The sequence below is a fragment of the Marisediminitalea aggregata genome (assembly GCF_900129565.1).
GTDB classification, from domain to species: domain Bacteria; phylum Pseudomonadota; class Gammaproteobacteria; order Enterobacterales; family Alteromonadaceae; genus Alteromonas; species Alteromonas aggregata.
This window is the reverse complement of record NZ_FQWD01000006.1, coordinates 34,639-51,424: the sequence shown is the minus strand read 5'-3', so window position 1 is coordinate 51,424 and position 16,786 is coordinate 34,639. Positions and strand designations below refer to the sequence as shown.

10 protein-coding genes are annotated in these 16,786 nt (G+C 48.9%); 1 reads left to right on the top strand and 9 read right to left on the bottom strand.

The features are described 5' to 3' along the window. Nucleotide 1: 1 nt before the first annotated feature. From BUB81_RS16795 to BUB81_RS16755, 9 genes are all read right to left on the bottom strand, one after another. A complete protein-coding gene (locus BUB81_RS16795) occupies nucleotides 2–703 on the bottom strand; it encodes an SIMPL domain-containing protein (RefSeq protein ID WP_073324518.1) in 702 nt (233 codons plus the stop codon). A gap of 78 nt (nucleotides 704–781) precedes the next feature. Then, nucleotides 782–2,011 (bottom strand): nucleoside recognition domain-containing protein, encoded by a 1,230-nt coding sequence (locus BUB81_RS16790; protein ID WP_073324517.1) that lies wholly within the window; start codon nucleotides 2,009–2,011, stop codon nucleotides 782–784. A gap of 216 nt (nucleotides 2,012–2,227) precedes the next feature. Then, complete coding sequence (locus BUB81_RS16785) at nucleotides 2,228–3,307, bottom strand: pyridoxal-phosphate-dependent aminotransferase family protein (protein WP_073324836.1); 1,080 nt, start codon at nucleotides 3,305–3,307, stop codon at nucleotides 2,228–2,230. A 674-nt stretch (nucleotides 3,308–3,981) separates the two neighbouring features. After that, nucleotides 3,982–4,851 (bottom strand): acyl-CoA thioesterase domain-containing protein, encoded by an 870-nt coding sequence (locus BUB81_RS16780; protein WP_073324516.1) that lies wholly within the window; start codon nucleotides 4,849–4,851, stop codon nucleotides 3,982–3,984. Nucleotides 4,852–4,920: 69 nt separating this feature from the next. Beyond that, the gene (locus tag BUB81_RS16775; protein WP_073324515.1) at nucleotides 4,921–6,762 is read right to left on the bottom strand and encodes a serine/threonine protein kinase; all 1,842 of its coding nucleotides are present in this window, start codon (nucleotides 6,760–6,762) and stop codon (nucleotides 4,921–4,923) included. Beyond that, nucleotides 6,762–7,616 (bottom strand): 23S rRNA (adenine(2030)-N(6))-methyltransferase RlmJ, encoded by an 855-nt coding sequence (locus tag BUB81_RS16770; RefSeq protein ID WP_073324835.1) that lies wholly within the window; start codon nucleotides 7,614–7,616, stop codon nucleotides 6,762–6,764. Before BUB81_RS16770 ends, BUB81_RS16775 begins: the two co-directional genes overlap by 1 nt. Before the next feature lie 128 nt (nucleotides 7,617–7,744). Further along, on the bottom strand, nucleotides 7,745–9,382 hold the full coding sequence (locus tag BUB81_RS16765) for a dihydrolipoyllysine-residue acetyltransferase (protein WP_073324514.1): 1,638 nt from the start codon (nucleotides 9,380–9,382) through the stop codon (nucleotides 7,745–7,747). A 10-nt stretch (nucleotides 9,383–9,392) separates the two neighbouring features. Next, the gene (locus BUB81_RS16760; protein WP_073324513.1) at nucleotides 9,393–10,370 is read right to left on the bottom strand and encodes an alpha-ketoacid dehydrogenase subunit beta; all 978 of its coding nucleotides are present in this window, start codon (nucleotides 10,368–10,370) and stop codon (nucleotides 9,393–9,395) included. A 2-nt stretch (nucleotides 10,371–10,372) separates the two neighbouring features. Next, nucleotides 10,373–11,557, bottom strand: a complete 1,185-nt coding sequence (locus tag BUB81_RS16755) for a thiamine pyrophosphate-dependent dehydrogenase E1 component subunit alpha (protein ID WP_073324512.1) — start codon at nucleotides 11,555–11,557, stop codon at nucleotides 10,373–10,375. A gap of 348 nt (nucleotides 11,558–11,905) precedes the next feature. Here BUB81_RS16755 and BUB81_RS16750 point away from each other — a divergent pair, with 348 nt between their 5' ends. Next, a complete protein-coding gene (locus BUB81_RS16750) occupies nucleotides 11,906–16,702 on the top strand; it encodes a S8 family serine peptidase (RefSeq protein ID WP_073324511.1) in 4,797 nt (1,598 codons plus the stop codon). The last annotated feature ends 84 nt before the right edge of the window (nucleotides 16,703–16,786 follow it).

Sequence of the window (16,786 nt, the reverse complement as noted above, 5' to 3'; positions counted from 1 at the left end):
CTTAGTGATATTTTTCTATTAGCTCAAATGACACTGACACGGTGGCTGTTATGTCTGACTGACCAGGCAAGCTACTGCTCATCTCGTCTTTCATTCGCATAGTGGCCATAACGGGCGGCATGCTGTGTCCGGCTGATTCATTAATGGTAATTACGTTACCCAATTTTACTCCCATTTCGCGCGCTAACAAGCCCGCTCGTACTTTTGCATCCTGTACAGCAGCTATCAGCGCCTGCTGATAGGCTTCGCCAGCATCTAAATTAATAAATTCAAAACGCTGAATGCGGTCTACGCCACGCCCTAGAATACCATCGAGAATTGAGTCGTAAGATTGCAGCTCCGTAGAGGTTACGCGTACCTCTCGACTTAAAATGAAGCCCTTGTCTTGCCTGCCATTCGGCGTGTGCTCGTACCACGGGTTTAAATTAACTGACATGGACTGAATGTGCTTTTCTTCTACGCCGGACTTCAGTAAAAATTGGACGACTGATGCCAATCGGTCTGACATTTGCTGATTTAACTTACTGACAACAGGACCGCGTTCTTCCAGCACAACACTGACTGTAAAAGCATCGGGTACAACGCTGACCGCCCCCTGACCAGACACATTAACTAACCTGCGATGCTCGTGGGTATTGGCGGCAAAAGCACTGCTCGAAAGTCCGACACTCACGATCAATGCACACAACATGTTAAAACGCATGATTTACTCCTTTGTAAATTGAGCGAGTAGCATGACAACTGTTACCTTAACGGTATCTGAACACATACTGACTGAGGTTTAACCAAAGAACCAATAACTTACCAGAATGGCTGTAACAATACCCGCTAAGTCTGCTGCCAGACAACAGGCTACGGCGTAGCGTGAATGTTTAATGCCCACTGCGCCCAGGTATACTGCAAGCACATAAAAGGTGGTTTCGGTAGAGCCTTGCATCACAGATGCCAACCTACCGGCAAACGAATCTGCGCCGTGATGTTGCATTGTCTCTATCATCAGCGCACGGGCACCACTGCCACTCAGAGGTTTCATAAGCGCGGTGGGCAATGCGTCAACGAAACGGGGGTCGAAGCCTAGCCATATTGCGGCGCTGGCTATCCATTGCACCAGAATGTCCATCACGCCACTGGCGCGAAGCATACCGATGGCCACTAACATAGCCAGTAAAAAGGGAATAAGCGAGACCGCTACATCGAAGCCCTTCTTTGCGCCGTCGACAAACTGCTCATAGGTATTATTTCCTACACGCCAGCCACTAATGAGTACACCCACAACAAAAGTGAATAACAGGCTGTTTGCCACAATGGCTGACTGACTGGCTAATTCTGAAGCAGCTAACTGTGCAAAATACAGGATCACCGCGGCTAACAAACCAAATACCGCAACCAGATACAGCAAAATTACGCGATTAAACAGGTTAATTTTCTGTACCGCGCAGGTCACAATTAACCCCGCCAACGTAGACGCACTGGTGGCAAGTAAAATAGGAATAAATACATCGGTAGGCTGGGCCGCACCCTGCTCACCGCGATACAAAAATACCGCAATAGGAAAGAGTGTTACCGATGAGGTATTTAAAACCAGAAACAGGATCTGGCTGTTTGTGAGGGTGTCCTTACGCGGTGCCAGGCTTTGCATGTCCTGCATAGCCTTTATCCCGAAAGGCGTAGCGGCATTATCCAGACCTAATAAATTTGCCGACATATTCATGGTAATACTACCAAGTGCAGGATGGTCGCGGGGAATGTCGGGCATGATTCGGCACAAAAATGGCGCAAGAAGCCGGGAGAATTTCTGAATCAGCCCCGACTTTTCTGCTACTTCAAAGATACCTAACCAGAACGCCAGCACGCCGATCAAACCGATCGCAATTTCAACGCTCAGCGTTGCCATGCTGCTAACCATCGACATTACATCCTGAAACCCCTGAGGATGATCGCCAAAAACTGCCTGATACATAGTTGCAGCAAAAGCGCTTACTATGAAAACAAGCCAAATTCTGTGAAGCATAAAGAAGCCTTATTGTTGTTTTAATACAACGGCAAGCGCCGCTGTGCTGATACATTATCAATAAGGGAAATGAAAAGCGGCATGCGGAGCCCCGCAATGCTGAAACACATCCCTGTTAGCAGCGCCTGGATAACTGTGCTAACAGAGATGATACTAGCGTTTGTTGTCGGTAAATAACAATTATTTATTACAACTTTGCGATAGATGTGGAATTATTTAGTTTAAAACGGTTTTCAGTGCGCCCAGGCAGAAATCGACATTTTTGTCGGTACAACCTGAGCCCATCAGGCCAATACGCCAGACTTTTCCAGCAAACGCGCCTAATCCAGCGCCAATTTCGAGATTAAACTCATTTAACAGTCGACCTCGGATTGCTGCATCGTCTACGCCTTCTGGAATATTGACAACATTTAACTGGGGCAACCGATACGCTTTGTCTACGGCCATTTCAATGCCTAAAGACTCCAGACCTGCTACCAGTTTATCGTGCAGTCGTGCGTGTCTGGCCCAGGCATTCTCCAGCCCTTCTTCGTGCAACATCACAAGCGATTCATGCGTTGCATAAATGCTATTCACTGGTGCTGTGTGATGATAAGCACGCTTGCCGCCCTGCCCCCAGTAACCCACAATCAGGTTCATGTCGAGAAACCAGCTTTGCACCGGCGTTTTTCTGGCCTGGATCACTTCAACAGCGCGATCACTGAACGACACAGGTGAAATACCGGGTACACAGCTCAAACATTTTTGCGAGCCAGAATAAATTGCATCAATTCCCCAGTCATCAACCGCGACTTCAATACCCCCCAGAGAAGTAACCGCATCTACAATAGTCAGACAGTCGTATTGTTGAGCCAGTTTACACATTGCCGCCGCATCGTTGCGAACCCCGGTAGAGGTCTCAGCGTGAACAAAAGCAACAACTTTCGCTTCAGGGTGTGCTTTCAGCGCGTCTTCTAATTTATTCAGGTCTGTTTGTTTACCCCAGTCGTCTTCTACGACAACCGCTTTTGCACCGCAGCGAATGACGTTTTCTTTCATTCGGCCGCCGAATACACCATTAATACACACAATGACTGTATCACCCGGCTCAACCAAATTAACGAACGCTGCTTCCATACCCGCAGAACCCGGGGCTGAAATAGGCATTGTCAGTGCATTGTTTGTTTTAAATGCGTATTGAAGCAACTCTTTCGTTTCATCCATCAGACCAATGAAATCCGGGTCCAGATGCCCCACAGTGCTGCGCGCCATGGCGTTCAGTACACGCGGGCTAACATCTGACGGGCCAGGTCCCATTAAGGTACGTTGAGGAGGAATATGGCTTGTATAAGTTTTCATAGTGCATACCTTATCGAACAAAAAAGTGACGCATTGATTCTGATTATCTACCGCTTGCAACCTGCTGCAACCATAATCAGGGCAATCCTTAATAGCGCTCATTCTACTTTGACCATCACAAACCACAATGACAAGTCGGTATTCTGTAAGGGATTACCATTATTCATGCTGTGAATGGCTTACATTCCGTCAAGCTTTGTATAGTTATACTGTTATACGGACAGGCGCTTTGTAAAAAGACAGTACAATCCTCTGTGGATAAATATTGCACAACCTGTTTAAAATCTGTTCATTTGGCGTGGATTTATTGAACAAATTGACTTGATGCGTGTTAGGAATGGTCTATAATTCAGTCAGTTTGAAGTATTTCTAAAAAATTGTTTATAAAGTGAGCAGGTTTGCGCTATTATTACTGAACCGCGTGAATACTATACACCTCTCCCTTTGTGAAAGTTAGCGCACGGCTCAGCAATGAGCCATTCCCCTAGGCCCGGAGCTTTTTAAGTTCTGGGCATTTTTTATGGGGCGACAAAAGTCACGCTGCTGATGAAATAAGTGTTGGCGGCTCAGTTCATACGTCACTAATGGTAACCATAAACAATTGCAACCGCCACCAACAACAGATTGAGGTATTATTCTTCGCGCAAACGCATTAACCCTTCTTGCATTGTCGATGCGACTAATTCACCTTGCTGGTTGAAAATCTGGCCACGCACCAAACCACGCGCACTTTCGCTGACCGGGCTTTCCATTACATACAACAGCCATTCATTCATGTTTACCGGACGATGGAACCACATTGCATGGTCGATGGTGGCAATCACTAAATTTTTATCTGTTATTTGCACACCGTGTGGCTGCAGTGAGGTACTCAGGAAATGATAGTCACTGGCATAAGACAACACCGCCTGATGCATTGACTGATTGTCACCCAGAGCTTCTTCCGTTTTTAACCAGGTTGCACGAACGGGTTTGCGATTCTTTGCCGTAAACGACGCCACTGCATCAACAGTACGAATATCAATAGGACGATGGTAGCTGAGCGCTTCCCTCATGCGTCGCCCCAAATGCGCATAATTGCGTTCGTACATTCTGATGTCTGGCTCAACGTCTTCCGGACGCGGCACATCAGGCATATCGGCGAACTGATGGCTCATACCCGCTTCTGGTGTCTGGAAAGACGCAGTCATGTAAAAAATACTGCGGCCGTTTTGAATTGCTTTCACGCGTCGGGCTGAAAAACTTTTGCCGTCACGCACTATTTCAACGTCGTAAACAACCGGCTTTTTCGCATCGCCGGGTAACAGAAAATAACTGTGGAAGGAATGCACAACGCGATCTTCCGGTACACTTTGATAAGCAGCCTGCAGCGCCTGGCCTAATACCTGACCACCAAACAAAGCGCGAAAGCCTAAATCCCAGCTTTGGCCTCGGTATAAACCGTGTTCAAGGGTTTCTAGTTCTAACAGTGAAGACAGTTTAACTTCATTTTGTTGTTCCAAGGATATCTCCTAAAACGTATTTATCACCCCGAAGAAATGCGCACCCTTTAGCGTGAAAAAAACGCGCAACTAGTGTGCTTTGGGGTTTCTTGGATAATATTTGTCGGCGCAGCGCGCGCGGTGATCAAAACAACGAGTGTCTTTGTACGGCAGCTTCATAAAGCCACTTATTCCTTCACCGCTGATTTCAGGGAGTGCCTGCACGATCAAATCTAACAGCGCATTAAACTCATTTTCTTTAGTGTGATCAAGTAATCGATAGTAACTATGGATTTTGAGGTGGTGGCTTAATGCTTCAAAAATAATGCATCCGGTGTGATGAATGGCGTTTAACCGGGAAATAGCGTCCATGATTGTCGCCGGCAATGCGAGCAATTCATCAGGATCGTCACCGTCCTCAAAATAGGAATGCAAGCGACTTTCGCTGGCACTTAGTGTTTGCACAGATTTTTCGTACGGAATTCGTGTGCCGGGCGCAGCAACGAATTTGCTTTGTGACGTGTCCCTATCAAAATGCAGGGTGTTTTTGGCATCGAAAAGGCAACACTTGAATACCCCCTTGCGATGAATGGAACGGGCCAGCATCACCACATTGTTAACGGCCTGGTCAAACGCGTCTTTTTTGTCGGGTTCATGCAGGTTAAGACTGGAGTCAATATAAACGCCGTCCGGTTGCCAGTTGATCGCCAGGCCGCCTACCACCGGATATTTCGCCAATCGGCTGATGGCAGCTAGAAATCCCTTCTCCGTATCGCCCATGCCATCGAGATAATTCTTATAGTAGCGCTCGAACTGCGCGTCATTAATGTAATTGAGTGCCTGTACGGTGTCATTCTGGGCCGAGTCAGTCGCCCGCTCCCGCAGAAAAGACTTACGAGAGCTGTAAACCACGGTCTCAATAGCCTTGCTGCTGCGACTTACCCAGACCGGTAACAAAGCTTCAGCAGGCGCAGGCACATGCTCACCAAATACCAGGTTTTCCAATAATGACAAATGAGAAAGCAGGTAGTCGCCCCCTTCTCGCTGGGCGCTTTCATTGTCACTTAGCATATAGGTGAGAATGTCAGACAGTATCTTGGGTAACCCTAGTGATGACGGCGGAATAACCTGTCGGGCAAATCGCGCTGATTGGCCGGAAGCCAACGCATACAGGGTACTTGCCAGGCCTTGTTCGTCGAATCGGGGACTCGACAGTGCCCCGTTCAATTGCGCATCGCCGATAAAATACACATCACCCAACCGCGCATTGGTTTGCTGTAGATCGCCAGACATCAGATCCAGTACATTGTTTTGCACCGGTTGCTGGTGCTCGTCTAGCTGCGCAAACACCGATGAACCCCAGTCAATTAATGCAATGCGCTCATTTACTTCATCCCATACCAGGTTCGAGGGCTTTATGTCGCCGTGAACAATAGGTCTTAACTGGCCCTGGTGCGTGTGGTGACGAAGATCTAGCAGGATTTTACCCAGCTGAACCGCAATTTTTACAACAAGTCGCGGATGCAATGCGCCTTCGCGCAAGCTGACTTGCTCTAAGTCCAGTCCGGGCGCGCGTTCCATCATAAGAATAGACTGCCGCCCTTTTTGATGAAAATCGATGACCCTGGGCACTAGCGGGTGGTCTACCAGCGACTGCATAAAAGCTTCTTCTTCCAACCGGTCCTGAATGCTGGCAGGCAGCGTAATACGGGTAAATTTAAAGACCCGGTGTTGCTGTTGACGGTCTACACCTGCGAAAGCAAAGCCATAAGCCCCTTTGCCAATAAGGTGAATATCGCGATAGCCCAAAGCACTCAGCTGTTCGGTGCATAATGCCAACCAGTCTTTTAACTTTTTGGCATCAGTATGTGACAGCAAATAAATTGACTGTTCTTCCGGGATGTAGAAATGCTTGATGCCCTTGGCGTTCATTAGTCGGTTTTATTCAGCCAGGTTACGGAGGATTGAGCCGCTGCACCCAATTGTGCGGTCAGTTCGTTCAGCATGTCATCAATGACAGCATCTATTTGCCACGCAGGGTTTATTAAACACACACCGGATCCGTACATACCAGCATCATTGGCTGGGTCGTCTACCCGCAGTTCGGCTTGCAGGACGCTATGCTGTAATGCCGCTAACGTCTCGCACATGGCTTCAGACTGCCCCGCTTTGTCGCCAGCGCGCTGCGACAACAACGGATACCACAACACAATTTGCGCCTGTGGCCAGCGTTTGAGTAGTTGCTTAACAGCAGTAATAACCGCATCGTACTCTTTTCGCTGTTCGTATGGCGGGTCAATCAGGATAGCGCCACGGTTGGGTTTAGGAGGACATAACGAGATAGCGCCTTCAAACCCGTCGCGATGATGTACATGGGTATGGCCGTTTCCACGATTTTGCTTAATGGCAGTGCGTAACCGTTCGTGTTCTCCCGGGTGCAATTCCATGAGGTGCAAATGATCCGCATCGCGCAGTTGTGACACGGATATAAGAGGTGACCCCGGATACTGGTGACGTTCCGAAAACCCTTTTAATACCTGAAGGTATCGCTGTAAGACGGGATGAACGGGTTGCCAGCCCTGCAGTAAAGCGACACCACTTTTGTACTCCTGGGTCTTCTGGGCTTGTTCGCCCGTCAAGGGGTAACAACCTGCACCAGCGTGGGTGTCAATAAGGGTAAAGGGTTTTGCTTTTTGATGCAGACGGTCTAATACCGCCAACCACACTGCGTGCTTGATAAGGTCTGCGTGATTGCCGGCGTGATAACCGTGAAGGTAACTTAACAAATTCGGGCTCTCATGATGATAAGGCGGCAAACAACGTTCGCTGAATGCCGCAATACTGTACCAGCTAAACTTCCGCTGGCGTTATACAGTGATTGTATCGCCGAGAGCCTGTCGGTGACAACGATAAACTAACGAAGCTGACTCAGCATTTTGAGCGGCTCACTCAGGTACTCGCACCACAGATTATTAAATCTGACCATCGTTGCCCCATCGATAACGCGGTGGTCTGCAGACCAACTAAGGTGCATAATCGATGCGCTGACAACGTTACCCTGTTCATCAAATCGGGGCAGCGTTTGCATTTTACCCAACGCCACAATGGCCAGTTCAGGATGGTTAATAATGGGCGTCGCTGTTGTACCACCCAGCACACCTACATTAGAAATACTGATAGTGCCGCCTTTTAGCTGATCAGATGAAAGTTTACCTGCTCGTGCAGATTGAACGATGTCTTGCATCTGTGCTGCTATGTCCATCACACTCAGGTTTTGTACCCCTTTAATATTAGGTACTAACAGACCAATCGGACTGTCTACTGCAAAACCAATATTGTGGTCCACGATGTATTCCAGCGCAGATTCATCGTCACTTAATCGGGCGTTAAATATCGGATACGCCTGCATGGCAAGAGACAACGCCTTAATAAAGAAAGGCATGAATGTCAGTTTGATATCCTGTTTAGCAAACGTATCGGCCAGTGCGCGTTTCAAATCAATTAACGCCTGCATGTTTAGCTCTTCCGACACAGTGAAATGCGGAATCGTGCTTACAGAACGGGTCATCTGTTTCGCCATAGCGCGCTGCACCGGCGTGAGTGGCACACGGTTAACGTCTGCAGAGCCCTGTGCCGATGGGGTTTGTTTTGTTGGCGTTGACACAGGTGCCGCTTGTTTTTCAACTGCTGCCAGAATGTCTTTCTTCAACACGCGACCTTTCTTACCAGACGCGTTGACCTGTTTTAAGTCGATGCCTTTTTCGCGCGCCAAACGGCGGACCGCAGGGCTTGCAGGTACCTTACCCGCAATGGTCTTCTGCGGGGCTTCACTTCCCTCTTCGAAGCCATGAGCAGGCTTATAATCATTTTGGGTAGCAGGCGTCTGAGAATTGCCGGAATCTACTGTGCTGTTAACCGGCGTTTGTTTTACTTCAGCAACAGAGGCGGTTGCAGCGGCAAAAGAAGAAGGTGTTCTGCCCGCTACATGCATGTCGAATAAAGGCTCATGTACTTTGGCTATCTCACCTTCCTGATGATACCGTTTGGTCATTGTCCCGGCATATTTGGCTGGAATTTCAACGACGGCTTTGTCGGTCATGACTTCAACGACAACATCGTCTTCCTGCATACTGTCGCCTTCGTTTAGGTGCCATTTAACAATTTCACACTCAACAATACCTTCACCGATGTCCGGTAAGATAAAGGTTTCGTTGGCAGCAGACTCGGTATCTGCAGGTTTTTGTTCAACTGACGGAACTGGTGTCTGCTCGTTTGCTTGGGCGTTGGTTTGTTCTGTAACCTGTGCATCGGCTTCACCATCACGAGCCATAGCAAACAGGGGTTCATGTACTTTGGCAATTTCACCGGCCTGATAAAACAATTTAGTGATCACACCCGCATGCATGGAAGGGATTTGGACCGTTGCTTTATCGGTCATGACTTCGGCAACTGGCTGATCTTCTTCTACCCGGTCGCCTTCTTTAACCAGCCATTCAAGCAGTTCGCATTCCACCACGCCTTCACCAATATCGGGCAAAATAAAATCTGTCATGTTTTGTCCCTCAGTAGTTCAAAGCGCGCTTAATGGCTTCATAGGTTTTAAATTCATCTGGCATGTATTCTTTTTCATGTGCCAGAGGATACGGCGTGTCTAAACCACAAACGCGAATGATCGGCGCTTCAAGATACAGGAAACATTGTTCCTGAATGCGCGCAGCGATTTCACTACCAAAACCAGACGTAATTGGTGCTTCATGGTTGATTAGCAAGCGTCCTGTTTTCATAACAGATTCAGCCACCGTTTGCGCATCCCAGGGTAAAATACTGCGCAGGTCAATAATTTCGCATGACACGCCGTCTTCAAGCGCCATGTCCGCAGCTTTTTTAATCGTCTCCACCTGAGCGCCCCAGGCCAGCAAGGTAATGTCGTTACCTTCCTGAACCACCTCCGCTTTACCCAATGGAATGGTGTAATCTTCTTCCGGCACATCACACACAGATGCACGATATAAACGTTTGGGTTCCATAAACAACACAGGGTTGTCGTCGCGAATGGCAGCCAGTAATAAACCTTTAGCCTGATAAGGATCTCTCGGCACCACAACTTTCAATCCTGGTACATGGCTGAAAAAGGCCTCTGGTGATTGCGAGTGATACAAGCCACCTGAAATTCCACCACCGTAAGGCGTACGAATAGTCAGTGAACCGCAGGTAAACTGCCCCCCGGAGCGGTATCGAAACTTGGCAGTTTCATTCACAATCTGGTCGAACGCGGGAAAAATGTAGTCACCGAACTGAATTTCAGCAATTGGGGTTGAACCCTGAGAGGCCAGCCCGTTGGCAAAGCCGATAATGCCCTGTTCAGTAAGTGGCGTGTTAAAACAACGCGCTTTACCAAATTTTTCCTGCAGATTACTGGTTGCGCGAAAAACGCCGCCGAAGTAGCCAACATCTTCGCCAAACACAACAGCCTTTTCATCTTCTGTCATGGCAGTGATCAGCGCCTGATTGATGGCTTGTAGTAAATTTAATTTTGCCATGCTTATAAATCTCCTGACGTTTTAGGGTACTTTGACGGATACTTCTTCACGTGAGCGATTAATGCATCACGCTGCTCCTTCAAATGCCAGGGGACTTCGGCATATACATCTTCTACGATGTCAGCCAGCGGGTTGACTGCAACCTGTTCAGAGGTTTTCAATGCAGCAAGAATATCGCTGCGGGTTTGTTGCATGAATTGTTCGGTCGCCGCTTCGTCCAGCCACGCTTTACTCAGTAACCATTGCTTGAACCGAGTCAGTGGATCTTTGAGTCGCCACTTGTCTTCTTCATTTTTAGACCGGTAGCCACTGGGGTCATCGGACGTTGAGTGTGCAGCCAGTCGATATGTCATGGCTTCAATTAATACCGGTTGATTGGTTTCCAAAGCCATTGCACGGGCTTGCTTTGTGGCGCTGTAAACCGCTAATGGGTCGTTACCGTCGACACGTATGGTCCTGACCCCGTAACCAATGCCTCGTGATGCAATACCGTCACCGGCAAATTGCTCCGCTGCTGGGGTTGAGATTGCATAGCCATTATTACGACAGAAGAAGATAACGGGGCAATTGAGTACCGCAGCCATGTTTACACCGGCATGGAAATCCCCTTCTGAGGCGGCACCCTCGCCGAAGTAACATATCGTTACCGCGTCTTTGCCTGCTAACTTCTGACCGTAGGCATAACCGGCAGCCTGCGGGATTTGCGTTCCCAGCGGTGAGGAAATGGTCATAAAGTTGAGCGCCTTGTCACCGTAGTGGATAGGCATCTGGCGGCCTTTGTTTGGATCCAGACGATTAGAAAACATCTGATTCATAAACTGGTCGGTAGTATAACCACGAAAAGCCAGCGCGCCCTGCTCGCGGTACTGACTCATGATCATGTCGTTTTCAGACAAGGCTGCAGCACTGGCAACCGCAGCAGCCTCTTCGCCTGTGCTGGCGAGGTAGAAACTGATGCGTCCCTGACGTTGTGCAGCAACCATACGCTCATCCAGCAGTCGGGTGTACACCATGGTGTGGTATATCTTTTCGGCCAGCGCTTTGTCGATATCGGGTGCTGTAGCACCGGGATAAATATTGCCGTCTGGATCGAGAATGGCCAGCATGGTGATTTCCAGCAGCCCGTTTTCAATGATCTTAACCTCGTGCGTTAATGCAACATGGTCGAGGTGATTTCTGTCGTTCATTGGCTTCCTCTAATGGGACTCTTAACCTATATCTATCGTAGAACAGGTCCCACAGGAGCGTCCGTCTAATTTAACAATTAGTTTACTTAAGCGTGAGGATAAACATTTCTTCGCATGCAAAGAAACGTGATAGATATTCTACTTTTCGCTGCAATGTAAATTGTAGGTTAATTGCCTGCTAAAATAACGTATACACACAAAGGGTCGTAATCTTTGTGTGACTTGATCGGTCTGTATACAAAGATTCGTAAAAGCGTATGACACAAGTTATTGTGATGTGTTAAAAACCTATAAAAAACCCTATAAAAAGCCGACAGAAACTCCGGCAACCACAATGGAGTAGTATAAGTGAAGCCATTATCCCCTGTGCCTCTGGTCGTATCAGGACTGTTACTTACGGGTGCAGTATTTGCTGAAAATCAGGCGGTTGAACCTGCCACCGTTAATAAGTCAGTTAATCTGGCCCTCTCCCAAACGCAAAATAACGAGACTAAAACAACGGAGAAAACGCCCTACATTATAAGACTGGCAGATCCATCAATTGCACAGTACTCAGGGGGAATCAGTGGGTTTGAAGCAACAATGCCGACCACATCAACACTGTCAACGTTGAATCGGGTTAAGGCAAACAAGCGAGAAGTGACTGCATACCGAAAGTACCTCAGAACGCAGCAATCCAAAGCGTTGAATCGCATATCAACCGTGACCGGTACTGCGACACCACTAAAACAGTTTCAATATGCCATTAACGGCATGGTAATGAACCTCACAGCCGCAGAAGCAGAGGCAATTCGCAATATTAGCGGCGTAAAAGCGGTAGAAAGTGACAGAAAACTCAAGCTAAATACAGATACCAGCATTGCACTGACCGGCGCGCAACAAGTCTGGGCAGGCACTGCGGACAATGGCTTAAATGCAATGGGTGAAGGCACGGTTGTCGCGGTATTCGACACCGGCATTAACACGGATCACCCTTCCTTTGCCGCAACAGGTGGCGACGGATACACCCACACTAACCCATTGGGCAGCGGAAATTATCTCGGTGACTGTGATGGCGATTTTCCCAATTTATGTAATGACAAACTGATCGGCGTATACAGTTACGCACTCATCACCAATCAGTATGCCGACACGGATATCTTTCCGGTTGGATTAGGCAGAAACGGCGAAGACTACAATGGTCACGGTTCACATGTTGCCGGCACCGCCGCGGGGAATATATTGTATGACGTGCCGGTTTATGGACTGGCGTTTGACGAAGAAGTTAGCGACGGTTACCCCGGTGAATTCACGTTTGACCAAATGTCGGGCATGGCACCACATGCCAATATCATTTCATTTCAAACCTGTTTGCCCGGCGAATCCGATGATGAATATACCGGTTGTTATTACAGCCTGGCGATCAGTGCGATCGATGATGCGATTTCAACCGGTATTGTCGATGTCATTAACTATTCGATTTCAGGTGGCGAGGCCGTCTGGGGCGACGCACTGAGTGAGGCATGGTTGTCGGCCAATAATGCCGGGATTTTTGTTGCGCATTCAGCCGGTAACGACGGTCCGGGCGTGTCGACCAGCGATAAGTTTGCGCCCTGGATAACGCCGGTCGCAGCAACCGACCACGGCAGAATTATCGACTACAGCAAAACTTTGTCCAGTTTCTCGGGTGGTGTGTCACTGCCCTCAACAATCAACGGACAAAGTAATACTGCAGGCATTACCGCGAATGTCGTTTACGCCGGCGATTTCACTAACCCCAATGACCCGGGTGGTGACTCTGCGCAGTGTCTTGAACCATTTCCGGCAGGTACGTTTAATGGCGAAATCGTGCTGTGTGATCGTGGTGAGATAGCCCGGGTTCAAAAGGCGAAAAACGTGGCTGACGGCGGCGCTGGTGGCTACATCCTGGCCAATGTTTCTGCAGATACCGACAATCTGGTTGGCGATGTATACGTGATCCCTGGTATTCACGTTAATGTTGCAGCCGGGAATCAATTGCGCACCTGGCTGGCGTCGGGCAGCGGGCACCGAGCAACTATTTCAACAACATCGGGCGATTTGTCGATAGACCAGGATGCACTGGATACCGTAGCCAGCTTCTCTTCTCGCGGTCCAAACACAGAAATCAGTACCTTATTGCCAATGATAAGTGCACCGGGCGTGCAGGTCTACGCAGCTTATTCTGACGAGCATTATGGGCATGAAACCACGGGCCCTGCACCCGCCGATTATGCTTACCTGGACGGCACTTCCATGGCCTCTCCGCACGTAGCCGGCGCTGCCGCGTTGGTTCGTCAGGTTAATCCTACCTGGAGCGCAGACGCGATTCGTTCTGCATTAATGATGACAGCAACGCCCGAGCTGCGAGTTGAAGGCACCTTGGATGATGCTAACTGGCTCGACATGGGGTCAGGGCGAATTCAGGTAGATAAGGCAGTCAATGCAGGATTAATTGTTGAGGAAACCCAGGCAAATTACGAAGCGGCGGATCCTGACATAGGAGGTGATCCCAAAACGCTGAATATGCCTGCGCTGGTTGACAACAATTGCCTTATTGAATGTACCTGGCAACGCACATTTACCGCAACGAAGGCCGGTAGCTGGACCGTTACAGGCGACGCCATGAACAGCGGGCTTGAAATTACAGCCTCCCCTGCATCATTTACACTCGCTGCCGGGCAGTCTCAAACCGTCACGTTTACCGCAAACACCTGGAATGCCAATGACGGCGATTGGGAATATGCAAAAGCAGTATTAACGTCAGCCAGTTCACCTGACTTACACTTGCCCATTGCGGTTGTGGCTTCGAACGGTAATTTCCCTGATGAAATAGACCAAACAAGCTACCGCAATGCAGATTCATTGCTGATAAAAGATCTGGTAGCCATTGAAATCACAGACTTCACCGCGCGCACGTCAGGCCTAGTACAGCCAACTGCAGTGAATGAATCTATTGCCGAAGACTCTGATCCCGAAGCATTTTTGGATGACGTTGAAGACGGTGTCTATTTTGAAGTCATTGACGTCGCTGAAAATACCGACCGACTTGTCGCCTACATCAGTGAATCCACGGCCCCGGATTTGGACATGTTCATTGTGCTTGATTTGAATAACGATGAGCTGATTTCAACGTCTGAAATCATTGCTTCAAGCACCGGGTTCAGTTGGGATGAATATATCAACATAACTAACCCGCAGGCGGGTAGCTACTATGTATTTGTGCAAAACTATACAGGGTCGAGCCGCGCTACAGACGACTTTGTGCTGGAATATGCGGTTGTCACTGCTGTGGATGAAGGGTCGTTACAAGTAGACGGTCCGGGCAGCGCCGCATTACGTGAACCTTTTGATATGCGCGTGAGCTGGCAACTGTCTGACAGCCTTGAGGGAGACCGTTACTTTGGTGCCATCACCGTAGGCAGCGATGCAGATAATCCAAGTAACTTAGGCACAATTCCGGTTGACCTGGTCCGTGGCGAAAATGACGTTACACTCGCAGCTACATCATCTGGCCGTGTTGCACCAGGAGACACTGCGTCTTACGCGGTTACAATTAAGCCAAATTTGACTAATGAAAACCGTGATTATCAGGTGAGTGTTACTGTGCCGGATGGCACGTCCGTGGTAACAAGCAGTGTCGATGATGGCGGATTGATACAAGACAACACAATCACTTGGGATGTGACTCAAACTGCCAGCACGTCATCTGCTTCATTCGCAATGACATCAAATCAAAGCGATCCTCAATGTTCTGTACCGGACGTTGGCCAGGGAACGGGCTTCATTGATTTACAGTCCATGGGCTTTAGTCCGAAGTTCGGCAGCCTGGACACCGTGCTGGCCAACTACCCTATTCAGTTCAACGTGCTAAACGAAACACTACAAAGTCTGAATGTGTCTTCTAAAGGCTTTATAATCAGTGCGGATGCACGGACACTGAACCGTCCGGGTATCAACCAATCGCTGAAAGACCGTCAGCAAAATGCGGTCTTGCTAGCGCCGTTCTGGCGCGACTGGACATTTGCCGACGCTGCCGATTCAGGTATTACGGTTGCCACACTGGATGACGGCAACGTCACAGTGATACAGTGGTCCGGGTTGGTATCTGGCAATGAGTCAGCAGATGTTGAAGTTATTATACTGCACAATGCGCCGAGCAATTCACCCTCAGTCTTGTTTGCTTACGACAATGTAACCGTTGGAAGCGATGCCATCCCTACCACGGTGGGTTATGCAAGTGAGCAGGCTCAGTCCGGTGGCCATTTCAGCTATATCAGTGCATCTGATAATAGCGTTGAGGCATCGGTGGCTGAGACCATTTCAAATGACACTGTATTGTGTTTGACACCAGACCTGGCTACTCAGGCAGTTGGAGACAGCACACTGTCGTTCTCTTTGCGTGTAGATAATGACGCCAGTATTAGCGGTGCAGTGTTGGTTTCACTCACTTCTTCGGTGACCAATATTCCGGGTACCGAAGCTGAAACCGCGGCATTAAATACCGACGTTCAAATTCATGCCGCACCGGAATTGCTAATTAACGGGGTTGAATCTGCCACGCTATCCATGACCGAGCAGCAGGCGACTTTGTTACCGATTAGCGTGACAGATGCTAATGGCGATGCCATTACATTAAGTGTCGATCAGCTAAGTGGTCCACAGGCAGGTATCGCTATTAACGGGGATACGGTCACGATTACGCCTGCAGCCGCGTCTGCTGGCAACACACTCGTGCTTGAAGTCACTGCAACCGACGAATTTGGTTACACTGACACCGCACAAGCCACCATTATGGTAACGGAGAATCAACCTCCTGTGCTCACCGTAAGTGCACCAGGCAGTGTTCAGGAGCGCGGCACTATCACCATTCGCGCTTCTGCCACTGACCCAGAAGGCGACACTGTGACCTTCACCATAAACGGGGTCCCTGGAGCAACTTTTAGCAGCACAGCTCCTGATACTGACAGTACCACGTCCGTGAGCTTCACGGTAACGGCAACGGATGGTAACTCGACGGTAAGTGAAACGGTGACAGTAACGGTCACCAACCGACAAAGCAGCGGCGGTGGCAGCTTGGGTTTTGGCTTGCTCTTAGGCCTGATGGTTCTGACCTGGCAGCGTGCAGTCAGACGCAAAGCACACTAGTTACAGCCTGTAAAACAAAAGCCCGCTGGCAAATTGCTACGCGGGCTTTTTTATTGCCAATAAGGAAACAGGCATCAACGTCGG